General features: G+C 34.8%; 30 protein-coding genes. 18 read left to right on the forward strand and 12 right to left on the reverse strand.

The annotated features are described in order from the left end of the window. Window positions 1–12 precede the first annotated feature (12 nt). The 8 genes from FGF67_RS09165 (at window position 13) to FGF67_RS09195 (ending at window position 6,934) form a co-directional block, all read left to right on the forward strand. Window positions 13–639, forward strand: coding sequence for a 4'-phosphopantetheinyl transferase family protein (locus tag FGF67_RS09165; RefSeq protein ID WP_139696986.1), 627 nt, complete (start codon window positions 13–15; stop codon window positions 637–639). Continuing rightward, entirely contained in the window at window positions 639–1,397 is a 759-nt protein-coding gene (locus FGF67_RS09170; RefSeq protein WP_139696988.1) for a phosphoglycerol geranylgeranyltransferase, read from the forward strand. The genes FGF67_RS09165 and FGF67_RS09170 overlap by 1 nt, the downstream gene beginning before the upstream one ends. Further along, window positions 1,394–2,026: a nicotinamide riboside transporter PnuC gene (gene pnuC, locus FGF67_RS09175; RefSeq protein ID WP_139696990.1), complete on the forward strand. Its 633-nt coding sequence runs from the start codon at window positions 1,394–1,396 to the stop codon at window positions 2,024–2,026. Before FGF67_RS09170 ends, pnuC begins: the two co-directional genes overlap by 4 nt. Beyond that, window positions 1,987–2,556, forward strand: a complete 570-nt coding sequence (locus FGF67_RS09180) for an AAA family ATPase (protein WP_139696992.1) — start codon at window positions 1,987–1,989, stop codon at window positions 2,554–2,556. Before pnuC ends, FGF67_RS09180 begins: the two co-directional genes overlap by 40 nt. Beyond that, on the forward strand, window positions 2,556–4,109 hold the full coding sequence (locus FGF67_RS09185; protein WP_139696994.1) for a DUF4301 family protein: 1,554 nt from the start codon (window positions 2,556–2,558) through the stop codon (window positions 4,107–4,109). The genes FGF67_RS09180 and FGF67_RS09185 overlap by 1 nt, the downstream gene beginning before the upstream one ends. Then, on the forward strand, window positions 4,106–4,513 hold the full coding sequence (arfB, locus tag FGF67_RS09190) for an alternative ribosome rescue aminoacyl-tRNA hydrolase ArfB (protein ID WP_139696996.1): 408 nt from the start codon (window positions 4,106–4,108) through the stop codon (window positions 4,511–4,513). The genes FGF67_RS09185 and arfB overlap by 4 nt, the downstream gene beginning before the upstream one ends. Next, window positions 4,506–4,637 (forward strand): hypothetical protein, encoded by a 132-nt coding sequence (locus FGF67_RS17605; RefSeq protein WP_262709370.1) that lies wholly within the window; start codon window positions 4,506–4,508, stop codon window positions 4,635–4,637. The genes arfB and FGF67_RS17605 overlap by 8 nt, the downstream gene beginning before the upstream one ends. A gap of 119 nt (window positions 4,638–4,756) precedes the next feature. After that, a complete protein-coding gene (locus FGF67_RS09195; protein WP_139696998.1) occupies window positions 4,757–6,934 on the forward strand; it encodes a TonB-dependent receptor in 2,178 nt (725 codons plus the stop codon). 145 nt (window positions 6,935–7,079) lie between these two features. Here the strand turns inward: FGF67_RS09195 and FGF67_RS09200 are convergent, their stop codons facing one another. Next, a complete protein-coding gene (locus tag FGF67_RS09200) occupies window positions 7,080–7,508 on the reverse strand; it encodes a hypothetical protein (protein WP_139697000.1) in 429 nt (142 codons plus the stop codon). Between the two features lie 161 nt (window positions 7,509–7,669). On the opposite strand from FGF67_RS09200, the gene greA reads away from it, so the two are divergent. Beyond that, window positions 7,670–8,143 carry a transcription elongation factor GreA gene (gene greA / locus FGF67_RS09205; protein ID WP_139697002.1) on the forward strand — a complete coding sequence of 158 codons (474 nt, stop codon included), beginning with the start codon at window positions 7,670–7,672 and terminating at the stop codon, window positions 8,141–8,143. 120 nt (window positions 8,144–8,263) lie between these two features. Continuing rightward, entirely contained in the window at window positions 8,264–8,653 is a 390-nt protein-coding gene (locus tag FGF67_RS09210) for an HIT family protein (protein ID WP_139697004.1), read from the forward strand. 1 nt (window position 8,654) lies between these two features. On the opposite strand, the gene FGF67_RS09215 is transcribed toward FGF67_RS09210, so the two are convergent. Beyond that, window positions 8,655–9,002: a hypothetical protein gene (locus tag FGF67_RS09215; protein ID WP_233244046.1), complete on the reverse strand. Its 348-nt coding sequence runs from the start codon at window positions 9,000–9,002 to the stop codon at window positions 8,655–8,657. Beyond that, the gene (locus FGF67_RS09220) at window positions 9,003–10,154 is read right to left on the reverse strand and encodes a sensor histidine kinase (RefSeq protein WP_139697006.1); all 1,152 of its coding nucleotides are present in this window, start codon (window positions 10,152–10,154) and stop codon (window positions 9,003–9,005) included. 122 nt (window positions 10,155–10,276) lie between these two features. On the opposite strand from FGF67_RS09220, the gene FGF67_RS09225 reads away from it, so the two are divergent. From FGF67_RS09225 to aat, 3 genes are all read left to right on the forward strand, one after another. Then, window positions 10,277–11,146, forward strand: coding sequence for a flavin reductase family protein (locus tag FGF67_RS09225; protein ID WP_139697008.1), 870 nt, complete (start codon window positions 10,277–10,279; stop codon window positions 11,144–11,146). A 31-nt stretch (window positions 11,147–11,177) separates the two neighbouring features. Continuing rightward, entirely contained in the window at window positions 11,178–11,555 is a 378-nt protein-coding gene (locus tag FGF67_RS09230) for a DUF3127 domain-containing protein (RefSeq protein WP_139697010.1), read from the forward strand. Between the two features lie 95 nt (window positions 11,556–11,650). Further along, entirely contained in the window at window positions 11,651–12,277 is a 627-nt protein-coding gene (aat, locus tag FGF67_RS09235; RefSeq protein WP_139697013.1) for a leucyl/phenylalanyl-tRNA--protein transferase, read from the forward strand. A gap of 7 nt (window positions 12,278–12,284) precedes the next feature. Here aat and FGF67_RS09240 read toward each other — a convergent pair whose 3' ends face one another. Genes FGF67_RS09240 through FGF67_RS09250 form a run of 3 tightly spaced genes read right to left on the reverse strand, consistent with a single transcriptional unit; the run spans window position 12,285 to window position 14,077 of the window. Continuing rightward, entirely contained in the window at window positions 12,285–12,962 is a 678-nt protein-coding gene (locus FGF67_RS09240; RefSeq protein WP_139697014.1) for a DUF2490 domain-containing protein, read from the reverse strand. Further along, window positions 12,949–13,527: a hypothetical protein gene (locus tag FGF67_RS09245; RefSeq protein WP_139697016.1), complete on the reverse strand. Its 579-nt coding sequence runs from the start codon at window positions 13,525–13,527 to the stop codon at window positions 12,949–12,951. The genes FGF67_RS09240 and FGF67_RS09245 overlap by 14 nt, the downstream gene beginning before the upstream one ends. Next, complete coding sequence (locus FGF67_RS09250) at window positions 13,514–14,077, reverse strand: DNA-3-methyladenine glycosylase I (RefSeq protein ID WP_139697018.1); 564 nt, start codon at window positions 14,075–14,077, stop codon at window positions 13,514–13,516. The genes FGF67_RS09245 and FGF67_RS09250 overlap by 14 nt, the downstream gene beginning before the upstream one ends. Window positions 14,078–14,275: 198 nt before the next feature. Here FGF67_RS09250 and FGF67_RS09255 point away from each other — a divergent pair, with 198 nt between their 5' ends. Together FGF67_RS09255 and FGF67_RS09260 are read left to right on the forward strand one after the other, a co-directional pair. Then, window positions 14,276–14,896 (forward strand): thioredoxin family protein, encoded by a 621-nt coding sequence (locus FGF67_RS09255; protein ID WP_139697020.1) that lies wholly within the window; start codon window positions 14,276–14,278, stop codon window positions 14,894–14,896. 162 nt (window positions 14,897–15,058) lie between these two features. Then, a complete protein-coding gene (locus FGF67_RS09260) occupies window positions 15,059–15,688 on the forward strand; it encodes a thioredoxin family protein (RefSeq protein ID WP_233244048.1) in 630 nt (209 codons plus the stop codon). On the opposite strand, the gene FGF67_RS09265 is transcribed toward FGF67_RS09260, so the two are convergent. Genes FGF67_RS09265 through FGF67_RS09275 form a run of 3 tightly spaced genes read right to left on the reverse strand, consistent with a single transcriptional unit; the run spans window position 15,672 to window position 17,934 of the window. After that, window positions 15,672–16,391 (reverse strand): hypothetical protein, encoded by a 720-nt coding sequence (locus FGF67_RS09265; protein WP_233244049.1) that lies wholly within the window; start codon window positions 16,389–16,391, stop codon window positions 15,672–15,674. The two genes, FGF67_RS09260 and FGF67_RS09265, sit on opposite strands and share 17 nt — an antisense overlap. A gap of 45 nt (window positions 16,392–16,436) precedes the next feature. Next, complete coding sequence (truB, locus tag FGF67_RS09270) at window positions 16,437–17,138, reverse strand: tRNA pseudouridine(55) synthase TruB (RefSeq protein WP_139697021.1); 702 nt, start codon at window positions 17,136–17,138, stop codon at window positions 16,437–16,439. 1 nt (window position 17,139) lies between these two features. Then, window positions 17,140–17,934 carry an undecaprenyl-diphosphate phosphatase gene (locus tag FGF67_RS09275; protein ID WP_139697023.1) on the reverse strand — a complete coding sequence of 265 codons (795 nt, stop codon included), beginning with the start codon at window positions 17,932–17,934 and terminating at the stop codon, window positions 17,140–17,142. An 82-nt stretch (window positions 17,935–18,016) separates the two neighbouring features. On the opposite strand from FGF67_RS09275, the gene FGF67_RS09280 reads away from it, so the two are divergent. Further along, window positions 18,017–19,138 (forward strand): glycerate kinase, encoded by a 1,122-nt coding sequence (locus FGF67_RS09280; RefSeq protein WP_139697025.1) that lies wholly within the window; start codon window positions 18,017–18,019, stop codon window positions 19,136–19,138. Between the two features lie 4 nt (window positions 19,139–19,142). Here FGF67_RS09280 and FGF67_RS09285 read toward each other — a convergent pair whose 3' ends face one another. The 3 genes from FGF67_RS09285 to FGF67_RS09295 form a co-directional block, all read right to left on the reverse strand. Beyond that, complete coding sequence (locus FGF67_RS09285) at window positions 19,143–19,397, reverse strand: DUF3098 domain-containing protein (protein WP_139697027.1); 255 nt, start codon at window positions 19,395–19,397, stop codon at window positions 19,143–19,145. 88 nt (window positions 19,398–19,485) lie between these two features. Next, entirely contained in the window at window positions 19,486–20,364 is an 879-nt protein-coding gene (locus FGF67_RS09290) for a cell division protein FtsX (RefSeq protein WP_139697029.1), read from the reverse strand. Between the two features lie 89 nt (window positions 20,365–20,453). Then, complete coding sequence (locus FGF67_RS09295) at window positions 20,454–21,368, reverse strand: DMT family transporter (RefSeq protein ID WP_139697031.1); 915 nt, start codon at window positions 21,366–21,368, stop codon at window positions 20,454–20,456. A gap of 152 nt (window positions 21,369–21,520) precedes the next feature. Between FGF67_RS09295 and leuS the strand changes: the two genes are divergently transcribed. Continuing rightward, on the forward strand, window positions 21,521–24,346 hold the full coding sequence (gene leuS / locus FGF67_RS09300; RefSeq protein ID WP_139697032.1) for a leucine--tRNA ligase: 2,826 nt from the start codon (window positions 21,521–21,523) through the stop codon (window positions 24,344–24,346). Continuing rightward, window positions 24,339–24,602, forward strand: coding sequence for a SemiSWEET family sugar transporter (locus FGF67_RS09305; protein WP_139697034.1), 264 nt, complete (start codon window positions 24,339–24,341; stop codon window positions 24,600–24,602). Before leuS ends, FGF67_RS09305 begins: the two co-directional genes overlap by 8 nt. Window positions 24,603–24,649 lie beyond the last annotated feature (47 nt).

A 24,649-nucleotide genomic window follows, 5' to 3' on the forward strand; every position in this document is an offset into this window, starting at 1 on the left:
TCAGAATAATAAATGCCTCTATTTAAAACCATTGAAGCAAATTCACAAACCACGGTTAAAATTTGGAAGATTGAAGAATCACATGATGAACTGATGCAGCCATTAACCTTGAAACCCAATTCTATGGAGCGGGTTTTAGGTATGAAAAGTCAGTTACATCAAAGAGGTTTTTTAAGTGTGAGGCATTTATTGCGTGCATTTGGTTATACAGATTTTGATTTGTTTTATGATGAGCATGGGAAACCTCATTTAAAAGATGGTAAGCATATTTCTATAACACATTCGTTTAATTTTTCAGCTGTTATTGTAAGTGATGTTGAAGTAGGTGTTGATATTGAAAAGCACAGAGATAAGATTCAAATTATAGCTCATAAATTTATCGATTATGAGTTTGACTACTTGCAAAAGGAGGACTTAGATTATATTAGAAAATTAACGGCCATTTGGTGCGTGAAAGAATCCTTGTATAAATTATTTTGTGTACCAGGTTTAAGTTTTAAAAATTGTTTTTTGGTCATTCCATTTAATATAACCGATGAAGAAACGGTTGCATGGATTGACTATAAGGATAAAAAATACCGTTATACTATTCACTTTTTAGAATTTGAAGGCTTTACTTGCGCCTACGCGATAGCTTAATGACTATTTACAGTCACATACAAAACGCTGTTAATACTAAAAGAAAGCTTTTGGCAGTATTGATTGATCCTGATAAATTTCAATTAGAAAATACCAAACAGTTTATACTAAAAGTTAATGCTTCTATAGCCACACACATTTTTGTGGGAGGGAGTACAGTACAGCAGAATGCGACGCATGCTTTGGTGATAGAAATTAAAAAATACACGCAGCTACCTATTGTTTTATTTCCTGGTGATGTAACACAAATTACCGGAAGAGCCGATGCCTTATTATTCTTATCGTTAATTTCAGGAAGAAACCCAGACTATTTAATTGATAAGCATGTTAAAGCAGTTCAAACATTGAAGGGTTTAAATTTGGAAGTGATTCCAACAGGATATATTTTGATAGATGGCGGGCAGATTACAGCGGTTGAAAGAGTAACCAAAACAAAACCGATGGTGGTAAGTGGACTTCAAGATATTGCAAATACAGCTAAAGCGGGACAGTTATTAGGTATGAAGCTAATTTATTTAGAAGCTGGGAGTGGTGCCAAACAGGCTGTGTCATTTGAAACGATAAAGCAGGTAAAACAAGATGTAAATATTCCTTTAATTGTAGGAGGCGGGATAAAAAGTAAAATACAAATAAATGAAGCCTTTACCGCAGGAGCTGACATGGTGGTTATTGGGACAGCTTTTGAAAAAGATGAAACGTTTTTTGAAGCAATAAACGAGGTGGGTGAAAGAAAGAAAATAAATACTAGCATAGCATGAGTGCAATAATTGATTGGCTGTTTTCTCAGTATCAAGATGTGGAAACTCATCTTATAGTTTTAGAATTTATTGGGGTGTTTTTTGGGTTTTTAAGTGTTTGGTTTTCAAAAGAAGAAAATATTTTAGTGTATCCTACAGGGATTATTAGTACGGCTATATTTGTTTATATACTGTTAGTTTATGGTCTTTTGGGCGATATGCTTATTAATGCATATTATTTTATTATGAGCATTTTTGGTTGGTATTATTGGTCGAGAAAAGATACAAATAACAACGATATACCTGTGACAGTAACAACATATAAAGAACAACTTTGGAGTCTCTTTATTTTTTTAGCAACTACCCTATTTGTGGCTGTTGTTTATGGTGTAAATGATAATTTTAATAATTGGACGGCTTATATAGATACCCTAACTACAGCCATATTTTTTGTAGGCATGTGGCTCATGGCTAAAAAGAAAATAGAAAATTGGGTCTATTGGATTATAGGAGATATTATTTCTGTTCCCCTATATTTATACAAAGGGTTGGTGTTTACATCGTTTCAATATTTACTATTTACAATAATTGCTATTTATGGTTATAGAGCATGGAAGAAAAGCTTAAACAAGAGCCTGCAGATTGCCTAAAGGTGGTATTGTTCGGCCCAGAATCTACAGGAAAAACAACGTTGTCAAGACAATTGGCAAGGTATTACAATTCGGTATGGGTACCAGAATATGCTAGAGAATACCTTCAAAATAAGTGGAATAATGAAAGAAAAACTTGTGAGGCTCATGATTTATTACCTATTGCAGAAGGACAAATAAAACTAGAAAACGAGTTAGCAACAAAAACAGATACCGTTTTAATTTGTGATACCGATTTACTTGAAACCAAAGTATATGCCGAAACAAGTTATGGCGGTAGTTGTGATTCTCTTCTTGGAAAATATGCTATTGAAAATTCTTATGATTTATATCTTTTAACGTATATTGATACCCCTTGGGAAGCAGATGACTTAAGAGATAAATCTGACCAGCGTAAAGAAATGTTTGAAGCCTTTGAAAAAGCATTAATAGCACACAAAAAACCTTATGTTTTAATAAAAGGAAATAAAAAAAAGCGGTTAGAAGTAGCCGTAAAACATATTGATAATCTATTTAAAGCGCGTAAATAATGTTTTCAGAAAAAGATTTGAAGCAGATACATGATAAAGGAATCACTGTTGATCAGGTTAATGCTCAAGTAACACGACTAAAAAATGGCATGTCTTATTCTGATTTACTTAGTGCTGCAACTATAGGGAAGGGTGTTGAAAGCTACAATACCAATGAGATTGATGAATTCATTAGGCTATATGAAGCTAAGCAAAACGACTTATCTATAGTGAAGTTTGTACCAGCCTCAGGTGCTGCAACCCGTATGTTTAAGTTTTTGTTTAAATTTTTAAAAGGGTTTAACCCTAAAGAAGAAACTATAAGTAGTTATGCGGAACGGCACAATGACGATTTAATATTACAGTTTGTAAATAACTTTGAAAATTTTCCGTTTTACCAAGAGGTAGTGGCTAAGGCAAAAGCTTTAGATATCAATTTTGAAGTGCTTTCTGATAATGATAAGCTCGTTAGAATGGTGTCTATAATGCTTGATGATGAGATCTTAAAATATAGTTTTTTACCTAAAGGGTTGTTGCCCTTTCACAAGTATAAAAACGGAACGGTAACTGCTTTTCAAGAACATTTATTTGAATCTACTTTGTATGCGTCTTCAAATGATAAGGCAAACTTACACTTTACCATATCAAAAAAGCACCATGCCTATTTTATAGATCTCTTAAATAAGATAAGAAAAACATTAGAAACCAATACGAACACCCATTTTAATGTGTCTTTTTCTTATCAAAAAGAAGCTACAGAAACGGTTGCTTTAGCTAAGAATGGGAAAGTTTATAGAAATGAAGATGATTCTATACTATTTAGGCCAGCTGGCCATGGGGCTTTACTCGAAAATTTGAATGATCTTAATCACGATTTTATTTTTATAAAAAACATTGATAATATTGTAGTAGCAGACAGAAATATTGAGGTGTCAAGTTTTAAAAAACTTCTAGCAGGTGTGCTATTTGAAACACAGGAAAAGGTGTTTGCTTTTCTTCATAAATTAGATGAGGCCGGCATAACCGAATCAGACCTTAAGGTTATGGTTTTATTTTTGAGATACAGACTAAATGTGCCCATTGAAATTCATTTTGATGCCCTTAGCAAACAAAAAAAGATAGATTATTTAAAGGATAAGTTCAACAGACCACTTAGAGTGTGTGGCATGGTAAAAAACCAAGGAGAACCTGGTGGCGGACCGTTTTGGGTTAAAAATAAATCGGGTAATGTATCGCTTCAAATTGTGGAGTTTGCTCAGATAGATTTTAGAAGAAAAAGTCAGCAGGAAATTGTTTATAAAGCCACGCATTTTAACCCTACAGATTTGGTTTGTGGCGTTAAAAATTATAAAGGCGAAAAATTCGATTTAAGAAATTTTGTTGATCCAGAAGCAGCTTTTATAACTTTGAAAACACATAATGGATCTGAAATTAAAGCTTTAGAATTACCGGGGTTATGGAATGGAAGTATGGCGTATTGGAACTCTATTTTTGTTGAAGTGCCTTTAGAAACATTTAACCCCGTTAAAACGGTAAATGACTTGTTAAAACCAGAGCATCAACCGTTAATATGATACATGATGTAGCTGCTTTATTAAAAGAGCTGAAATATAAGGCTGTAAGGAGCTCTGGAGCGGGCGGACAACATGTAAATAAGGTGGCTTCAAAAGTTGAACTTTCTTTTGATGTAGCACAAACCCAAGCACTCAATAGTATACAAAAGATACGACTTCGTAATAAACTGAAAAATAGACTAACTAAAGAGGGCATTCTAATACTTCAATGTGATGACAGCAGGAGTCAGTATAAAAATAAAGCGCTAGTGACTAAACGATTTATGCATTTAGTAAAAGGCGCTTTAAAGCCTCAAAAGGTAAGAGTTTCAACAAAAGTGCCAAAATCTGCTATTAGAAAACGTCTTAAAGGTAAACGACTCCATTCGGAGAAAAAGGAAAGTAGAAGAAAACCAGATGTTTAAAAATAATCAAGATTTCTTGTTTAAAATTGCCAACTGGTTATTACATTTGCACCGTTCTCAAAAAGGGGTGCCTATTTCGGCTGAGATCATACCCATAGAACCTAGAACAGGTAATGCTGTTTAGGGACAGACGTAAAGTTTTTTAAATAGAAAGAAACACTTGAAAAACGTTTACGTACCAATTATCTATTAATTAGAAAAGAATAATTACCTCTTTTTATTCGGTTAAACCAATTAATCGACATGAAAAACAGTTTTCTTTTTTTAACATTTTTAGTGTTATCAGTCAGTGTGTATGCACAACAAAATCAAAAACTTCAAGATTCAACAACAACAGAAAAGCTTGATGAAGTTTTAGTAAAAGCAGTTCGTGTCAATGCAGATGCGCCAATCACGCATTCTAATGTTTCAAAAGAAGAACTTGCTAAACGAAATTTGGGGCAGGATATGCCTATACTATTAAATTATTTGCCATCGGTAGTTACCACCAGTGATGCGGGTGCTGGGGTGGGCTACACAGGTATTAGAGTACGTGGTACAGACGCTACTCGTGTTAACGTTACTATAAATGGAATTCCTTATAATGATGCTGAAAGTCAGGGTACTTTTTGGGTAAATCTTGGTGATATAGCCTCGTCTACTGAGAGTTTGCAATTGCAGCGTGGTGTAGGAACGTCTACTAATGGCTCAGGCGCCTTTGGTGCTAGTTTAAATTTGTTAACCGATGCCTTCTCAAAAGAAGCTTACGGTGAAATTTCTAATAGCTTTGGGAGTTATAACACAAGGAAACATACCGTAAAAATGAGTACAGGATTGTTAAATGATCACTTTGAAGTTTCAGGTCGTTTATCAAAATTATATTCAGATGGTTATGTGGATAGAGCCTTTTCCGATTTAAAATCTTACTTCTTACAAGGTGTTTATAAAGACAGTAACCGATTAATCAAAGCTGTTGTGTTTGGTGGATCTGAGTATACGTATCAATCGTGGTACGGATTAACTGCTGATCAGTTAGAGGAAGATAGAAGACAAAATCCGTATACTTATGACAATGAAACAGATAATTATTGGCAAGATCACTACCAATTTCATTGGAATGAACGATTTGATAACCAATGGTCAGCCAATCTTGGTTTAAATTATACTAAAGGAAAAGGATATTTTGAACAATATGAAGATGATACAGAGGACATAGATTTATACAACGGTATTGTACTTCCAACTGACTCTTATGTTAATGATGATGGAAATATCATTCCTATTACAGATGTAATACGAAGACGTTGGTTAGACAATGATTTTTATGTAATCAATGCAAATGCTACTTACAAGCAAGCAGGTGTTGAGGTTATTTCAGGACTTTCGTACAATACATACTTAGCCGATCATTTTGGCGAAGTCATTTGGGCAAGACGTTTTTCAGAAAATGCTGAAATAAGAGATCGATATTATCAAGGCGATGCCACTAAAAATGATTTTAGTGTGTTCTCAAAAGCCTCTTTTAATTTTGCTGAAAAGTTTACAGGGTATATTGACCTGCAAGGGCGTTTTGTGACCTACAAAACAAATGGGTTAGATTCTAATAGATCGGAGTTTGTTACTGATGCAACGTTTGATTTTTTTAATCCTAAAGTAGGTTTAACCTATAAACACAATGGTGCTAATAGTTTTTATGCATCTTATGCGCGCGCCAACAGAGAACCAAATAGAGATGATTTTAAGGCAGGTGTTACAGAACATGAAACCCTCAATGATGTGGAGATTGGTTGGCGCTATAACCGTTCAAAAGTGAGTGTAAATACTAATTTGTACTATATGTTTTATCAAAATCAATTAGTACTTACTGGTGAGTTAGATGATGTTGGAAGCCCTATAAGAGCAACCAGTGGTAGAAGTTACCGTCTAGGACTTGAAGTAGATGCCAAAATACTGTTTACCTCTAAGTTTAATATGAACACAAATGTGGCTTTAAGTAGCAATAAAAACCAGGATTTTAAGAGTAATATGAATGGCGAATTGGTGCATTTAGGTGATACTAATATTTCGTTTTCACCCGAATTGGTAATAGGTAATGCATTTAATTTTAGTCCCATAAAAAATATGCAATTGTCATTACTGAGCAAATATGTTGGAGAGCAATACATGGGGAACATTGATAACGAAGACTCTAAGCTTGACGACTATTTTGTAAATGATTTCAACGTGGTCTATGAATTGAAACCTAAAAAAGTATTTAAAGCCATTGTTTTATCGGCACTTGCTAATAACATTTTTAATGTTAAGTACGTTTCAAATGGTTATTTTGGGTCTTATGATTATTCTGACGCAACTAGTCCTACAGGAATAGCAACAGGTTATTATGCAGGGTATTACCCACAAGCTACGGCAAACTTTTTACTAGGAGCAACATTAAAGTTTTAGTTGTGACACAAGAAGAGCTTAAAAATTTTAAAGATTTAGGAATTGTAAAAACAGCAATTCCTAAATCTATCAATGTGCTTATTAAAACGTCATTTGAGTGGTTTTAATACATATAGGCGTCAGCTAAAATTGAGTTTGTATGATTTTAATTGAAAATTAAAAGATTGTTTCCAGAGGGCTCAACACGATATTGTTTTAAAGGACAACGTAAATTACCATTGTTTACAGCTAGGCCATTCAATAGGTTGTACTCATTTTTATCTTCACACCCACAAATGGCGTTAATGCCGTTTATTTTTAAAACAGAACAATTTTCAAATATATGGTTTGGGTCGGCCGCATCAAAGGCAATATAACTAGAACCAGTATTGTTTACAATAACACCACCATTCCCTGCATTAGAAATATAAACAGGGTTATTTGGAAATTGTAGTTGGCTGTATTCAGGCAGGGTTAGGTTAATAGATGTATTAACATCAACGTCTAGCAAAAAATTACAATTTCTATTATCGTCAGAGTTTTTACTGCATGAAAATAAGGTGATTAGGAAAATTAAGGGAAAAAGATATTTCATAGCTTAAAAATAAATTTGCAATTTACAACAAAAAGTAAATTGACTTAAATATTTTGTATATTTGTGCTAAATCTCGTGTAAACGAGATTTTTTTATTGCTGAATGCTTCGCTATAAAGAAGTTTTTTCAGCATATTTTTTTACTAATTAAATAATGACGTTATGAGTAAAGTATCATACTATACACCTGAAGGACTAAAAAAATTAAGAGAAGAATTACAGCAACTTAAGGATGTGGAGCGTGTTAAAGCCTCAAAAGCTATTGCTGAGGCTAGAGATAAAGGCGATTTAAGTGAGAATGCAGAATATGATGCAGCAAAGGAAGCGCAAGGTATGTTAGAGATGCGTATTTCTAAACTAGAGGAAGCCTTATCTGGTGCGCGAGTTATTGATGAATCGCAACTTGATACCTCAAAAGCCTTGGTACTATCTAAAGTAAAGATAAAAAATCAAACCAATGGGATGGAAATGACATACACTTTGGTTGCTGATGGTGAAGCTGATTTAGCTTCAGGAAAAATATCTGTAAATTCACCTATTGGTAAAGGCTTGCTTGGTAAATCAGTGGGTGATGTGGCTGAAATACAAGTGCCTAGTGGAGTGATGAAATTTGATGTTATTGAAATTACCCGATAGTTATATTAAATTCATCTAGTTTAATCCCGTTAAAACCGTATTTTTAAAAAGATTCCTGCTTATTTTTATCAGGAATCTTTTTTATATTTACAACACTTACCATCTCTCAAATTATTTATTATGGCTTCAATTTTTACCAAAATAGTTCAGGGCGAAATACCTTGTTATAAAATTGCTGAAACCGATGATTTTTTAGCCTTTTTAGATGTTAATCCGAACGCTAAAGGGCATACATTATGTATTCCTAAAAAAGAAGTTAATAAGGTTTTTGATTTAGATGAAGCAACCTATAATGGTCTAATGGCCTTCTCAAGGCAGGTGGCTTTAGCCCTTGAAAAAGCTGTACCGTGTAATAGAATTGGAGTAAGTGTTATTGGTTTGGAGGTGCCTCATGCACATGTGCACCTTATTCCTTTGCAATCTATGGAGGATGCCAGATTTATAAAAAAAGAAAACATGTCACATGAAGCATTTCAGGAACTGGCTGAACTCATTCGTTCTTATGTGTAAACTAGAGGTAAAATGTAAAGCCAGTAGCGGCAATAGCCAATAAAATAATCAATGTAATAATAAGCCATGATGTTTTTTTTAGGTGCGTAGATCTGTTACGTGGTTTCAATGCTTTGGTGTGATACGTTACTACACGTTCAATATCGTTGGTCCACCTTACAGGGTAAATAATGGTGCCGCAGGTTTTGCACTCTAACACTTGATGTATTTCTGGTGTTATAGACTTAATAAAACTATTTTCTGTTAGTTTTTGTTTAAATGTTAAACGCAAACCATCCCTACTATAGCATTCAGGGCAGTTGTTTTTTAGAGGGACTTCTTTAAGGTCAATCAATTTTTCTTTCATCATTTAAATGGTGCTTTGTAAACTAATTTGAATGGTTGTTCCTTTGTTTATTTCAGAGTGTAAAACCTTAATTTTTCCATTGTGAAAATCTTCAATAATACGTTTTGTTAAAGATAAACCTAAGCCCCAACCTCTCTTTTTAGTGGTGAAACCAGGTTCAAATATTTTGGAAAAATCTTTTCTTAATATGCCTTTTCCAGTGTCAGACACACAAACTTTCACATGGCTTTCAAGCTGTGAAACTTCAATGGTAATTTTACCTCTGCCTTTCATGGCATCAATGGCATTTTTAACCAAGTTTTCTATGGTCCAACTATACAATTGTTTGTTTAAACGTACAGGAATTTCTCCTTTTGGTGTAATCATTTCAAACGTTATCAAATCTGAAGATCTGGCCTTTAAATAATCATAGGAGTCTATAGTTTCTTTAATAATATCAGTAACTTCCAGAGTAGGTAGAGAACCTATTTTGCTAAAGCGTTCGGTAATTGTTTTTAGGCGTTCTACATCCTTTTCAATTTCAGCAATATAATCAGGTTCTACATTTTCGGTTTTTAGTATTTCTGTCCACCCAATTAAAGACGAAAGTGGTGTGCCAATTTGATGCGCCGTTTCTTTGGCCATACCAGACCATAGTTTATTTTGTGTGGCATTTTTATTACTACTGTAAAAGAAAAAAATAACGGCTCCAAAAAGTACAACAATAAGAAGAAGCGCCATAGGGTAATATTTTAATTTATTGAGTAGCGGTGCATTACCGTAGTAAATGGTGCTGTGAAGTTTACCGTCAAAAACAACATCAATAGGTGAATTTTCATTTTTAAATTGTTCAATAAGTTTGCTTATGCGGTTTGGGTGATTTAGATTATTATCCTTAATATTTAAATGGTTACCAATGGTGCCATCTGAATTGATTTCTAAAACAGGTGTGCTAGAATTACTATTTAGAATTTTTAGAATCAAATCAAGATTGGTGTCGGTATCAGAATTGATGAGTTCTGTTTGTGCAAACGACCAAATTTCCATTTTAGCACGTTCTTCTTCTTTAAAATGTTGAAAAAACTCATAGGTTTTCCATAAAATAAGAGAAACTATGGAAAAAGATGCTATGATGATAGCCCATCTGAAGGCATTACTATGCTTAGAGAAAATCATAAACCATTAGAATTGATTGGTAATATAATGCAAATCTGTTAATATTATTGCGCAAGTTGTTAGTAAATCGGTTTTTACATGAGTTGTACTTTAATTACATTTGTGAAAACTTAAAGGGGTAAATGCCGTCTATTGATCCAAAAAGCTTATCAACCAGTAAATTGCATGCTTATTTGTTAAGTGCTGTAGCGCCAAGGCCTATAGCTTTTGCTAGTACTATTGATGACGAAGGACGACCTAATTTGTCGCCTTTTAGTTTTTTTAATGTGTTTAGTGCTAATCCGCCGATTTTAATTTTTTCACCGGCAAGACGAGTTAGAGACAACTCTACCAAGCATACATTACAAAATGTTGAGACCACGAAAGAAGTAGTTATTAATGTGGTAAATTACCATATGGTACATCAAATGTCTTTTAGTAGTGCTGAGTTTCCTCAGGGTGTTAATGAATTTGAGAAAGCAGGGTTGCAAATGTTGGCGTCACATTGCGTTAAACCCTTCAGAGTGGCAGAATCACCTGTGCAGTTTGAATGTAAGGTAAACGATATTGTGAAACTTGGAAATGAAGGTGGTGCTGGAAATTTGGTGATTTGTGAAGTTGTAAAAATTCATATTGATGATGAGGTCTTAGATGAACATGAACAGATTGATCAAACAAAAATGGATTTAGTAGCGAGAGCAGGAGGAAGTTTTTATACCAGAGCCAAAAAAGGCTTTTTTGAAGTTCCTAAACCTACAACCAACTTGGGAATTGGTGTAGATAATTTTCCTGATCATGTGAAACAAAGTATGGTGTTAACAGGTAATGATTTAGGCGTACTGGCAAATATTGAGAAGTTACCCTCTAGTACTGAGGTCCAGCAATTTGTTGAAGAATTGGGGCGTAAGTATCCTAATATAAAAACAGCAGGCCCTAGAGAAAAGCACAAATTGGCACGTAATTACTTAAGTTTTGGTGATGTGCAGAGTGCTTGGAAAATTTTATTAAGTTAGAGAAAGAGTAAATAAATATAAATATTAGTAAATGGAAGTTCAAGGAAGAATTAAAGTGATTGGAGAAACTCAAAGTTTTGGAAGCAATGGGTTTAGAAAAAGAGAAATTGTAGTGACTACAGAAGAACAATATCCACAACATATTATGGTGGAGTTTGTACAAGATAAAACAGACTTACTGAATAATTACCAAGTAGGGCAACAAGTGAAAGTTAATATCAATCTAAGAGGGAGAGAGTGGGTAAATCCTCAAGGAGAAACTAAATATTTCAATTCTATTCAAGGTTGGAGAATTGAAGCATTACAGGCTGAAACAAGTGGTGCAAATATGCCGCCTGTGCCACCAGCAGATGCCTTTGAACCAGCAGGAGATTTAAACGAAGACGATCATGATGATTTACCGTTTTAACTAAAAACGGTTTTTATAAAACCAAAATGGTGAGAAGCCAATAATTAAACCTCAATGTTTTTATAAATGTTGAGGTTTATTATTTTTATCAACCTATGTACTATTTGACAGAAGATTTATGGTTTCCTGATGTTTCTGAAGCGTCTAGCGATGGTTTATTGGCTATTGGAGGCGATTTGTCTATACCCCGCTTATTACTCGCTTATAAAAATGGAATCTTTCCGTGGTTTGAAATAGAAAGCCCTATTCTATGGTGGTCACCAAACCCACGGTTTGTGCTTTTTCCCAATAAACTTAAGGTTTCAAAAAGTATGAAGCAGGTGATGCGCAATACAAATTTTGAAGTTTCTATAAACAGAGATTTTAAATCGGTTATTGAATCGTGTGCTAAAATAAAACGTTCTGGGCAATCTGGTACTTGGATAACTCAAAGTATGATTACGGCCTATACGAAGCTTCATGAGTTAGGGTATGCAAAATCTGTTGAGGTGAGGCAGGACACCATATTGGTTGGTGGGTTTTATGGTGTTGATTTAGGCAATGGTGTGTTTTGTGGAGAAAGTATGTTTGCTAAAGTGAACAATGCCAGTAAAGTAGCCTTTATCAGTTTCATTCAAAACACCAGTTATAAGCTTATTGATTGTCAGGTTTATACCAATCATTTTGCTAGCTTGGGTGCTGAAGATATGGATAGAACACAATTTATGGAATACTTAAAATGAGAGTGACCTAAATTTTAATAACCGCTGAAGTTAATACAAAAAGCGTGTTAAAGGTTTCAAGATTAAATGCTTCAAGTCTATGTTCAAGTCCAGTTTGTAATTTTAACGCTTGAGAGAGTTGCCATCCAATTTGAGCGGTAAGTCTAAGGTCTGTTTCAGGCTGATACAAGTCGCTTAAACTAAGTAAGCTTTCTACGGCACTAATTAAGTAAGTTTCTCCAATGTCTAGTTTTTCACCGTTCAACGGAAAGTCAACCGCAAATCTGTAACGCTGTCTGTAAACGGTTGAGGTTTTGAAAAAACGCTGCTCAAATCTTATTCGGTGTCCGTATCGAACCCCCAATTTTTGTTTGGTATAATTAAATTGTTCGGTTAACCTAAACTCATCACTACCTCTTTGAAACCAATCTCTATTTCTATAAAGAAATCCTAAACTTAACCTATGATTGTAGCTTAGTTTTAAGGATGAAAAATGTAAAAAATCAACTTGTTGCTGTAAATATTGAACATCAAAATCTGAGTATAAAATGTATCTGCTTCTTAATGCGATATTCATACCATAATTCTGCGAAACATTATGATTTATAGACAAAGAAGATTCTCCTAAAGTTGAGAAGTTTTTTTGTGCATGATTAAAAAAGGGGAATAAAAATAAAATAGTAAAAAAAATGTTAGTAAAGCGCATGCGAATAAGAAGATGAGGTTACGTGTCTTGCCTTTATAAATTGACCGTTGCTTCTGAAGGTAAATTCACTAAGTTGTCGGTCTTTCTTCTTTTTTGTTTCGGCGATAATCTCAAAATTATCAGGCATTTTGTTTGGGTTTTCAACAACCATTTGAATAAACTGTTTGTCTGGTTTCATGCCAGAATTCACGAACTGTTTTTGAATTTTTATGAACCTAACATGGTTGTAATGTGTTTCAAAATAACCTCCAATCTTTGCCTTTATTGTTTTAGGAATGTGCTTTTCTTTTATCACTATTTCTATGTCTTCAAGTTTTCCCAGGGTGTCAAATTCTATGCTAAAATGAAAGCCTTGTGTTTTTAATTTGGTTTCATAACTTACTTTGTCACCATCAGTTTCTCTATAAAACTTTAGATATTTTAACTCTTTTATAAAGTTATTGAAATAGGTACTTGTTACTTCTGGAAATTCTGAAGGTTTTACACGTACCTCCCGCTCATTTTTTGATTGCGAAAAACTCATAATACCGGCAAGTATGTAAATAAAGAGGCTAAACTTCTTCATATCTAAAACAGGTGGTTTCATGGTCATTAACCATACCAGTAGCTTGCATATGGGCATAAACAACCGTGGTACCTACAAACTTAAATCCTCTCTTTTTTAAATCTTTACTTATCATATCACTTAAGGCCGTATTAGCGGGTAATTCCTTCACACTTTTAAAAGCATTCTTTATTGGCTTGCCCTCAACAAATCCCCAAATATAGGTGCTGAAACTTCCAAATTCTTCTTGAATTTTAATAAAGGCTTGGGCATTAGTAACCGTAGCTTTTACCTTGAGTTTGTTTCTTATAATACCAGCGTCTTGTAATAGTGCATTAATTTTAGCTTGATCATATTGGGCTATTTTTTTGTAATCAAAATGATCAAAAGCTTTTTTGAAATTGCCGCGCTTGCGCAAAACAGTAATCCAGCTTAAGCCTGCCTGAAATGTTTCTAAAATTAAAAATTCAAAGAGTTTATCATCATCATATACAGGAACACCCCATTCTTCATCGTGATAAGCTTCATAAAGTGCATCTCCTTTACACCATGCACATCTGTGCTTTGTCATTGTTTTTTAATTAAAGGGTTTTAAACAATAAAGTTACTATTTCTATTGTAAATGCAGGTCAGAAAGCATGGTTTTATGAAACAAATGTTACCTGATGTTTTATAAAGGCATCGTTCCTTTGTAGCATGTTTAGTAAGGAGGTAGTTTCTTTTCAGACAAACATTATCAATTTGATAGAATATTAAAATAAAAATATATATGTTACATCCAGTTGTAAAGCATAGTTTAGAGAACAGCATGTCTTATGAAACCTATTCGGAACTAGTAAATAGGTTAGTTGAAATTAAAGGAACCACGGGTTCTGATTCATCTGAAGCCTTGGTAGAATATACCAAATTAAATCAGCGTCGTATGAAGCGATGGGATAAAACCACAAAAGTTTCAGAAGCAACCAAAGCCATGATTTCAAGTTTACCTCATAAAATGACCTGGTTATTGATTACCGAAAGTTGGTGTGGTGATGCAGCCCATGTTGTTCCAGTAATTAATAAACTGGCAGCGCTTAATGATAATATTAAGTTGCACATTGTATTGCGAGATGAACATCCTGAATTGATGGATATGTTTCTTACCAATGGGGCTAGAGCCATTCCAAAGTTGCTTATCATAGATGATGAAACGGGTGATGTGTTAAGTACCTTTGGGCCAAGACCAAGTGAAGCTACGCAAATGGTGAAAGCATACAAGGGCGCTCATGGAAAGTTAACAGCAGAGTTTAAAGAAGAACTTCAAGTTTGGTACAATAAAAACAAAGGTCAAAACATCATTGAAGACATTGCAAAGGAGCTCTGTAAATTTGAACCAAGCATGTGTTTATAATACTATTAGCGCCGCATTTAAATACGGCGCTTTTTTATTTCTTACCCTAATATAGTCTTAAAAGTTTCATAAAATAACGTCTAATTGTCTGGAAACAATTAAAGTATGACAAAAATCATCTTAATAAATAGGCTGGCAGATTAATTTTGTTTTAAATATTTTATGAAATTAGTTATGGAAGCTATCATTAAAAGAGGCATAGAACGCAGTATGTCTTATAAAACATATAGAGATTTAGTTAGGCAATTAGCAGAAGATAATGCTAATACAGGTATTGAAAAGACAGAAGCATACGCAAATCTTACCAAACTTAATGATAGGAGAATGAAACGCTGGGATAAAACCATTGAGGTTTCAAAGGTTGCCAAAAAGCGTATTGCTAATTTTAATCATAAAGTAACTTGGTTGGTTATTACAGAAAGTTGGTGTGGTGATGCGGCCCATGTTATTCCTGCATTAAATAAAGTAGCAGAATTAAATGCAAATATTACACTCAGACTCGTTTTACGAGATGTGAATCCAGAATTAATGAATGCTTTTTTAACAGATGGTAATAAGGCAGTGCCAAAGTTAATTATGATTGATGATGAAACAGGAGATGTTATTGCCACATATGGACCCAGACCTTCTGAAGCTGAAAATTATGTAAAACGGTTTAAAGCAAAACACGGTGCTTTAACGTTAGATTTTAAGGAGGATTTGCAGTATTGGTATAATGACAACAAGGGGCAAAATGTCATTGATGATATCACCCAATTATTGGGTCACATGCAATCTACCGCTTGCCTATAAAATAAAAGGTAATAGACCCTAGCTGGCTTTCTTTTGAAGGATCTGCACTAAATTGAGATTGTTTGGCATACTCTAAAGCATGTTGAATTAAACAATCATTTTTAGAAGTTGATGAGGTGTTCAAATAAGCATCGGTGACATCTCCTTCGGCATTTACATTAATGTTAACTACAATTTTGCCATCCACCTCACATAGGTAAACAGGTATGGGAATGTAAACTTTATTACGGTTTAATAATGAAAAGCTAATAGAGCTTTTGGCATTATTATTTTCAGCGTTTTGCTTTTTCAATAAATCATTAACCTTACTGAATTTAGATAGGTCTTCTTGATCTAGTTTAGAATCTTCAGGAATGTCATATTGTTTTGTTGAAGCAGTTTGCTGTAATCCTTCTTCTGTACTTGATTTTGGCACGTAATCTTCAGGAGGTGCAATACGTTTATAGGCCTGAGCAAAATGTTTCGTTTCCTGATTTTCATTAAAAGCATTATTGGTTTCGGCTTTAGCTTTGTTCATGTTTTCTAAAGCTTCAAGTACTTTTAATTCTTCTTCAGTTAACTCTTTTTCTGGTTCTAATTCATAATAGCTTTCAGATGCAATGTCATCCTTTTGTTTTAAGCTTAAATTGAATACAGAAAGCACTACAGTTCCTGAAACAAGACATGTTAAGATTAGGGCTCTATGTTGATTTGTTAGGTTCAAATCGGTACAATTTATAATAGAATTGTGTTCTAAATATACGTAAAATTATATATTTTGGTTTTTTAGCGCTTTAATGAAGTTTTCTATGGTCTGGGCATTCAGCACATTGAAATCTCCAATTTTTGTGCGTCTTAAAACTGATAAATGGGCACCAGAGTTAAGGGCTTTGCCAAAATCATGAGCTAAAGAACGGATGTAAGTACCTTTGCTACAAACCACTCTAAAATCAACGTGCAAATCATCAATTTTTGTGATTTCAAATTCTGAAATATGTACATGTCTTGGTTTTATTTCAACGGTTTCACCTGCTCTGGCAAATTCATATAAGCGTTTTCCATCTTTTTTAATTGCTGAAAATACGGGTGGATATTGTTCAATATCACCAATAAACTGTTTGGTAGTCTCTTGAATTAATTCTTTAGTGATATGTGTAGTTGAAAAGTGTGCATTGATTTCTGTTTCTAAGTCGTAAGAAGGTGTTGTACTTCCCAAAGCAAAGGTGCCAGTATATTCTTTTATTTGCGCTTGAAAGGTATTTATCTCCTTGGTTTTTTTACCTGTACAAATAACCAAAAGGCCAGTCGCCAAAGGATCTAGGGTGCCAGCATGTCCTACCTTTATTTTTTTTATGTTAAAGGCCTGACGTATTTCCCAGCGTAATTTGTTAACCACTTGGAAAGAGGTCCAGTTTAAAGGTTTGTCAATGAGTAAAACCTGTCCTGAAAGAAAGTCTTCAGCTGTTTTCATATTAGTTGGCAAACGAAAAAATAATAGCAATAACGCCAACTATGGCGCAGTATATGGCAAAATAGGTCAACCTACTTTTTTTAACCAAAGCAATCATCCATGTGCAAGCAAAAAGCCCTGCTATAAAAGCTGCTATAAATCCAATGGATAATGCTGTGAAATTTCCACTGTTGTATGACAAATCACCACTTAAAACATCTTTGGCTATTTTTCCAAAAATTAAAGGAACAACCATTAAAAAAGAAAATCGAGCAGCTTTGGTTTTGTCATTGCCCAATAACACCGAAGTTGAAATGGTTGCGCCAGAGCGTGAAATACCAGGAAGCATAGCAACAGCTTGTGATATACCAATGACAAAGGCGTTTTTAAAGGATACTTTCTTGCTTGTATCTTTCGCTTTATCCGCTAGATATAACAATGCCGCTGTAATAATCAGCATAAACCCAACCAGAACAATATTACCCCCAAAAAGTTGTTCAAGCTGCTCTTCAAAAAAAAGACCAACTATTACGGCAGGTATCATAGATATGGCTATTTTGGCAATGAACTGTAAATCATCATTCCATTCAAATTTTAAAGCTCCTTTAATGAGCTCTAAAATGTCTTTTCTAAAAACTACTATGGTGCTTAGTGCGGTAGCAAAGTGAAGTACTACTGTAAATAATAAGCTTTCTTCTGGTACAGAATGATCGCCTAAAATGGCTTTGCCTAATTCTAAGTGCCCACTGGACGAAACGGGTAAGAATTCTGTTAAGCCTTGAATGATACCCAAAACAATTGCGTCTATAATTTCCATGGCGCAAAAGTATTAAAATACTTATATAATAAGCTGGGCCCTCAGTAATAAAATCGTATTTTTAAGATACAGATAATGTATAATGAAAATAGTAATAGCACCTGACAAGTTTAAACACTCCATGACAGCGATCGATTTTTGTCGAATTGTACAGTGCGAAATGAAACGTTTAAACCAAAATCTTGACGTATTTTCATTTCCCCTAGCCGATGGTGGTGATGGTACCATTGAAGTGGCCAATTATTATTTGCAAGGCGAGCTAATTTCATTAGAGGTGAATAATCCGTTTTTTCAACCCGTTAAGGCTAGTTATTTGTTTTCTGAATCAACCGAAACAGCTTTTATTGAAATGGCCGAAGCTTCGGGCGTTAAACTTTTAGACCCTCAAGAACTTGATTGCAAAAATGCCACAACTTTAGGTACAGGTGAAATGATAGTGGATGCTATAAATCGGGGGGCTACAAATATTATTTTGGGGATAGGCGGAAGTGCTACAAACGACTGTGGTATTGGAATGGCTACTGCTTTAGGGTATCAGTTTTTAGACGAAGAGAATAAAACAGTGCGCCCGATAGGCGCAAATCTTTCAAAAATTAAAGCTATTGATGTAGCCCAAGTGACCCCTAAATTATTCAATGTGAATTTTGAAATAGCTTGCGACGTTACCAATCCGCTTTATGGCGAAAATGGTGCAGCTTATGTTTATGCTGCCCAAAAAGGAGCTTCGGCAACCGATATTGAAATGTTAGATCTGGGTTTAAGAGATTTTTCTAAAATATTGCAAGCTGTGTTTCAAGTAGAACCTCAGTTGGTTAAAGGGGCGGGAGCCGCTGGAGGTATGGGGATTGCTTCAAAGGTGTTTTTAAATGGAAATTTAAAGTCGGGTGTTCAGTTGATTAAAGATTTGGCTAATTTTGATAGTGAGTTACACGGAGCCGATTGGGTTATTACAGGCGAAGGCAAGCTGGATGAACAAACCTTGTCGGGAAAAACCATTGAAGGTGTACTGCGTTCTGCAAAAGCCCAGAACGTTAAAGTAGCCGCGTTTTGTGGTGCTGTAACATTAGATAAGCAGGCTATTCAAACCTTTGGGATTGATTATGTTGATGCCGTTGATAATTACGCGAGTTGTAAAGATGACGCTATGCATAATGGTGCAAAATATCTAAAGAAAATAGCGGCAAATTTTTTAGAGAATATATGATGAATTACTTCTTATTCGGATTTAGAAGAATGGCATAAATTTGAATTCCCAAACCAATTAAAACTAATGTTGGTGCTAATCGAATACGTCTCCAACTAAAAATTTCAGGATTAAACACATTTGGGTCGTCACTACCGCCACCCGCCATCAAAATAAAGCCTAAGGCAATGACAGCAAGCCCGATAAACATAAACTTGTAGTTTTTCTTGTCAAATACAAATGCGGGTTTGGCTACCTCTTTACGCTTTTTTTCTCCCATGGTTAATTTCTAAAGACTTATGCGTTGCAAAATAAAAGATTTATTTAAAATTATGGTGTTAATAGAACACTAATTTCTGGTTTCTAAATTAATAATATAACTCGTCTGTTCTTAAATTAAGAAAACGTTGTGTGGCAAAATGAGTGCTAATCCAAGTGATTACAATACCTAGTCCAAAAATAATGACAAAGAGTAAACTTACTAAAACAGGATTGCTTAATAGCTCTAATTCAGTAAAGGTTTTATTCAAATAATACAACACAATGGCCATGCCTATTAGGGCTAAAAAGGCCCCTATCATACCAAGACGAATGCTTTTCCATATAAAAGGACGTCTAATAAACTGCTTCGTGGCGCCTACCATTTGCATGGTTTTTATGGTAAAGCGTTTTGAGTATACTGCCAGTCTAATAGAACTATTAATTAACAATACCGCAATTAAAGTAAAAATGCTGCTAATGACTAACACCCAAAAACTTATTTTTTTCACATTATCGTTCATAAGATTGACTAAGTCATTATCATAAGTCACTTCTTCTACAAAATCTTTATGTAAGGCTTCGGTTGAAATTTTTTCAAGATGTTCAGACGTTACAAAATCGGCTTTTAAATGCACGTCAATAGAATTTTGAAGCGGATTGTACCCTACAAAATCCATAAAATCTTCACCGTTTTCAGCTTTCATAAATTCGGCTGCTTTTTCTTTTGAAACGTATTCGGTAGATTTAACATAATCGGCCATAGCCAAACTTTTCTCTAGCTGTTTTGTTTCAACCTCTTTAGCAGAATCCTTCAGATAAATTGTGAGTACAACCTGTTCTTTAAAATGATCTGAAACCTTTTTAGCATTAAGAATAAGCATGCCCAACAATCCTAATAAAAACAATACTAAGGCTATACTTAAAACAACAGAAAAATAAGAAGAAATAAGTCGACGCTTTTGATGCTTTTCAAATGATGAGCTCATAGAGTGTTTCGGATTAATGCTGTAAAAATAAGAAAGTATGGTTAATCTATGTTTATCATTAACTAAAACAAATCAAAATTGTTGTAACCCTAGCGTAATTTAGGTTTTTTGCTAATTAAATACACGCCTATAATGACAAAAAAGCAGCAAATGAATTTAATGATGTTGAGGTCTTCATTGTAGCGATTATTGTGAAATACCAAGGATAAGACAAGAACAATAGCAAAACTTAAAGCAGGTTGCACATATGAATAGCTACCAGCCACTGATGGCGACACCTGACGAAGCGCATAAATATTAAAAAGAAAGGCTAAGAAGGTGGTGAAAATAATAACGTAAGCAATAACAAGATACGTATTGGTGTTAAAAAGAGAATAGTTTGTAGCATATAAAACATCTTTTAACCCCAAAGGCATTAAAAACAGCAAACCAAACAAAAATACCCAGCTAATAATGGTGATGAAATGATACTTTTTCATGAGTGGTTTTACGGTAACTTGGTATAATGAGTAAAACAGCACATTAATAAAAATAAAGAGATTGCCTAAAAAGCTACTGGTGCCTTCGGCTGTTTGGCCGTACCATACTAAACCAAGGGCGCCTACGGCTCCAATGCTTAACCCCACAATCTTATTTTTTGTGGCTTTCTCTTTAAGCAGAATCATGCTTAAAATAAAAACAACCGCTGGTGCTGATGTCATGATGATAGCGGTGTCAACGGGAGAAGTTAAACTCAGCCCATGAAAGAAAAATAGCTGATTACATGAAGCCCCAAAAAGACCACAAAGTCCCAATCTGAGGAAATCTTTTGTTTCAACCTTTTCTTTAATAAAGGCTTTAATGAACCAAAACAAAATAGCAGCACCTAAAACACGAAAAAACACAAAAGGAGTCGGACTCAGTTTATTGGGCATAATCCCCTTGGCAATAAAGTGATTGGCAGCATAGATGGCATGTGTGCCAAACAAGGCTAGGTGCGCTTTTATGATGTGGCCTTTAGTCAAAGGGGTTATAAGGTTTTAAAGTAGGTGTTGGTTAAATGGCTTCAAAAGTAAAGGTATTATTTTACAATGTTTTAGGAAAGGCATTTTTTATGGTTTAATCTCGGGTATTTCTAATTAAAACGTAAATTTGCAACTTCTTAAAAAGGATCAAAATGAAGTACAATTTCAATGAAATTGAAGCCAAGTGGCAAAACTATTGGGCAGAAAATCAAACGTTTAAAGCAGAAAACAAATCAGAGAAACCTAAATATTATGTGTTAGATATGTTTCCGTATCCAAGTGGAGCAGGGTTACATGTGGGACATCCACTCGGGTATATTGCTTCTGATATTTATGCGCGTTACAAACGTCATCAGGGGTTTAATGTGTTACATCCACAGGGCTATGATAGTTTTGGTTTGCCTGCGGAACAATATGCTATTCAAACAGGGCAGCATCCTGCTATTACCACGGCTGAGAATATTAAAACCTATCGCCGTCAGCTCGATCAAATAGGCTTTTCTTTTGATTGGTCACGAGAGGTGCGTACTTCAGATCCTCAATATTATAAGTGGACACAATGGGTTTTTATTCAACTGTTTAACTCATGGTACAATAAAGATACAGATAAAGCTGAAGCTATTTCAGAATTAATAAAACGATTTGAAACTGAAGGGAATGCAAATGTTAACGCCGTATGTGATGATGAGGTTGAAATGTTTGCGGCAGACGATTGGAAGGGTTTTGATAGTGTAAAGCAACAAGACATTTTATTACAATACCGTTTAACCTATTTGGCTGAAACCGAAGTAAATTGGTGTCCAGCTTTAGGAACCGTTTTAGCTAATGATGAAATTGTAAATGGCGTATCAGAACGTGGTGGCCATCCTGTTATAAGAAAGAAAATGACCCAATGGAGTATGCGTATTTCGGCTTATGCCGAACGTTTGCTACAAGGTTTAGAGCGCATAGATTGGACTGATTCTTTAAAGGAAAGTCAGCGTAACTGGATTGGAAAGTCCGTTGGTGCAGCTGTGACTTTTAATGTCATGTCGAGCAAAGTCGAGACATCGCATCAAATAGAAGTGTTTACTACCCGTCCTGATACTATTTTTGGGGTGAGTTTTATGACCTTAGCACCTGAGCATGAGTTAGTGCCTAAAATCACTACCGAAGAACAGAAAGCAGAGGTTGAAGCGTATATTGAAGCCACAGCGAAGCGAAGCGAGCGGGATAGAATGGCCGATGTAAAAACCATTTCGGGGGCATTTACTGGCGCTTATGCCGAGCACCCGTTTACCAAAGCACCTATTCCTATTTGGATTGGTGATTATGTTTTGGCAGGTTACGGAACAGGTGCCGTGATGTCAGTGCCATGTGGCGATCAACGTGATTATGATTTTGCAAGGCATTTCAATATTCCTATTCCAAACATTTTTGAAGGCATTGATATTTCTGAAGAAGCGTTTGCTGATAAAGACAAAACTATTATTGCAAACAGTGATTTCTTAAACGGATTAAACTATAAAAAAGCCACCAAGCGTGCTATTTATGAATTAGAGCAATTGGGTCAAGGGAAAGGAAAAACCAATTATAGGTTACGAGATGCGGTATTTTCACGTCAACGGTATTGGGGAGAACCCTTCCCAGTATATTACGTTAATGGAATGCCACAAATGATTGATGTAGCACATTTACCTATTCAATTACCGGAAGTAGAAAAATATTTACCAACCGAAACAGGTGAACCGCCATTAGGGAATGCCACCGTTTGGGCCTGGGATACTGAGCAGAATCAAGTGGTTTCAAATGATTTAATAAATCATGAAACCGTATTTCCATTAGAACTTAATACCATGCCAGGTTGGGCAGGAAGTTCCTGGTATTTTAATCGTTACATGGATGCGAATAACACAGAGGCTTTTGCCAGTAAAGAGGCTCTAGACTATTGGCAGGATGTTGATTTGTACATTGGAGGAAGCGAACATGCCACGGGGCATTTATTGTACTCGCGTTTTTGGCAAAAATTCCTATTTGATAAAGGCTTAGTGCCAACCGATGAATATGCTAAAAAACTCATTAACCAAGGGATGATACTTGGAACGAGTGCTTTTGTGTATCGGGTTGAAGGAAAAAATAAATTTGTTTCTAAAGGATTAGTAGGTAATCTAAAAGTCCAACCAATTCACGCCGATGTTTCTTTTGTGAATGCATCCGATGAGTTAGATATTGAAGCCTTTAAAAACTGGCGCGAAGAGTTTAAAGATGCTGAATTTGTTTTAGAAGATGGCGTGTATAAAGTGGGTAGAGACGTTGAAAAAATGTCTAAATCAAAATACAATGTGGTCAATCCAGATGATATTGTAAAAGATTACGGTGCAGATTCATTACGTCTTTATGAAATGTTCTTAGGGCCTTTAGAACAATACAAACCTTGGAATACTGCTGGCATTACTGGGGTGCACTCATTTCTTAAAAAGCTTTGGAAATTATACAACAACGAAAACGGATTAAAAGTAACTGATGCCGAACCCAGTAAAGACAGCTTAAAAACGTTGCATAAAACCATTAAAAAGGTTCAGGAAGATATTGAGAATTTCTCGTTTAATACGTCGGTGTCTACCTTCATGATTGCGGTGAATGAGTTAACGGCTCAAAAGTGTGTTTCAAAAGCTGTTTTAGAACCACTTTTAGTATTAATTTCCCCTTATGCGCCACATATTGCAGAAGAATTGTGGCAACAATTAGGGCATAAAGAGTCTATTGCTACGGTAGCATTCCCTGTTTTTGATGAAAGTCATTTGGTAGAGAGCAGTAAAAATTACCCTATTTCATTCAACGGTAAAATGCGTTTTACCCTTGAGTTGCCGTTAGATATGAGTAAGGAGGATATTGAAAAAGCGGTATTGGCACATGAAAAAACGCAGGATCAGTTACAAGGGCGTACACCCAAAAAAGTCATTGTAGTACCTGGTAAAATTGTAAATATCGTTGGATAATTATAAAGAATTTATAGGGTTTTTAGCTGCGGTTTTAACCACCGCAGCTTTTTTACCTCAAGTCTACAAAACTTGGAAAACAAAAGATGCTTCAAGTTTATCCTTACCTATGCTAGTTATCTTCTTTATAGGTATTGTATGCTGGCTTATTTACGGGGTATTAATAGATAGTCCTTCTATGATTTTTGCCAATAGCATTACCCTCATTTCTTCATTTTTATTGTTATACTTCAAGCTTACCTATAAAAAACCTTAAAATTAACGTTTTTTTAATAGGGGTTTAGGGCTCAGAATAGGTCATAC

The sequence above is a fragment of the Allotamlana fucoidanivorans genome (assembly GCF_006265225.1).
GTDB lineage: Bacteria > Bacteroidota > Bacteroidia > Flavobacteriales > Flavobacteriaceae > Allotamlana > Allotamlana fucoidanivorans.

Coding starts and splice junctions, on each gene's coding strand:
- FGF67_RS09165 (WP_139696986.1), top strand. CDS start 13: ATGCCTCTATTTAAAACCATTGAAGCAAATTCACAAACCACGGTTAAA.
- FGF67_RS09170 (WP_139696988.1), top strand. CDS start 639: ATGACTATTTACAGTCACATACAAAACGCTGTTAATACTAAAAGAAAG.
- pnuC (WP_139696990.1), top strand. CDS start 1,394: ATGAGTGCAATAATTGATTGGCTGTTTTCTCAGTATCAAGATGTGGAA.
- FGF67_RS09180 (WP_139696992.1), top strand. CDS start 1,987: ATGGAAGAAAAGCTTAAACAAGAGCCTGCAGATTGCCTAAAGGTGGTA.
- FGF67_RS09185 (WP_139696994.1), top strand. CDS start 2,556: ATGTTTTCAGAAAAAGATTTGAAGCAGATACATGATAAAGGAATCACT.
- arfB (WP_139696996.1), top strand. CDS start 4,106: ATGATACATGATGTAGCTGCTTTATTAAAAGAGCTGAAATATAAGGCT.
- FGF67_RS17605 (WP_262709370.1), top strand. CDS start 4,506: ATGTTTAAAAATAATCAAGATTTCTTGTTTAAAATTGCCAACTGGTTA.
- FGF67_RS09195 (WP_139696998.1), top strand. CDS start 4,757: ATGAAAAACAGTTTTCTTTTTTTAACATTTTTAGTGTTATCAGTCAGT.
- FGF67_RS09200 (WP_139697000.1), bottom strand. CDS start 7,508: ATGAAATATCTTTTTCCCTTAATTTTCCTAATCACCTTATTTTCATGC.
- greA (WP_139697002.1), top strand. CDS start 7,670: ATGAGTAAAGTATCATACTATACACCTGAAGGACTAAAAAAATTAAGA.
- FGF67_RS09210 (WP_139697004.1), top strand. CDS start 8,264: ATGGCTTCAATTTTTACCAAAATAGTTCAGGGCGAAATACCTTGTTAT.
- FGF67_RS09215 (WP_233244046.1), bottom strand. CDS start 9,002: ATGATGAAAGAAAAATTGATTGACCTTAAAGAAGTCCCTCTAAAAAAC.
- FGF67_RS09220 (WP_139697006.1), bottom strand. CDS start 10,154: ATGATTTTCTCTAAGCATAGTAATGCCTTCAGATGGGCTATCATCATA.
- FGF67_RS09225 (WP_139697008.1), top strand. CDS start 10,277: ATGCCGTCTATTGATCCAAAAAGCTTATCAACCAGTAAATTGCATGCT.
- FGF67_RS09230 (WP_139697010.1), top strand. CDS start 11,178: ATGGAAGTTCAAGGAAGAATTAAAGTGATTGGAGAAACTCAAAGTTTT.
- aat (WP_139697013.1), top strand. CDS start 11,651: ATGTACTATTTGACAGAAGATTTATGGTTTCCTGATGTTTCTGAAGCG.
- FGF67_RS09240 (WP_139697014.1), bottom strand. CDS start 12,962: ATGCGCTTTACTAACATTTTTTTTACTATTTTATTTTTATTCCCCTTT.
- FGF67_RS09245 (WP_139697016.1), bottom strand. CDS start 13,527: ATGAAGAAGTTTAGCCTCTTTATTTACATACTTGCCGGTATTATGAGT.
- FGF67_RS09250 (WP_139697018.1), bottom strand. CDS start 14,077: ATGACAAAGCACAGATGTGCATGGTGTAAAGGAGATGCACTTTATGAA.
- FGF67_RS09255 (WP_139697020.1), top strand. CDS start 14,276: ATGTTACATCCAGTTGTAAAGCATAGTTTAGAGAACAGCATGTCTTAT.
- FGF67_RS09260 (WP_233244048.1), top strand. CDS start 15,059: ATGAAATTAGTTATGGAAGCTATCATTAAAAGAGGCATAGAACGCAGT.
- truB (WP_139697021.1), bottom strand. CDS start 17,138: ATGAAAACAGCTGAAGACTTTCTTTCAGGACAGGTTTTACTCATTGAC.
- FGF67_RS09275 (WP_139697023.1), bottom strand. CDS start 17,934: ATGGAAATTATAGACGCAATTGTTTTGGGTATCATTCAAGGCTTAACA.
- FGF67_RS09280 (WP_139697025.1), top strand. CDS start 18,017: ATGAAAATAGTAATAGCACCTGACAAGTTTAAACACTCCATGACAGCG.
- FGF67_RS09285 (WP_139697027.1), bottom strand. CDS start 19,397: ATGGGAGAAAAAAAGCGTAAAGAGGTAGCCAAACCCGCATTTGTATTT.
- FGF67_RS09290 (WP_139697029.1), bottom strand. CDS start 20,364: ATGAGCTCATCATTTGAAAAGCATCAAAAGCGTCGACTTATTTCTTCT.
- leuS (WP_139697032.1), top strand. CDS start 21,521: ATGAAGTACAATTTCAATGAAATTGAAGCCAAGTGGCAAAACTATTGG.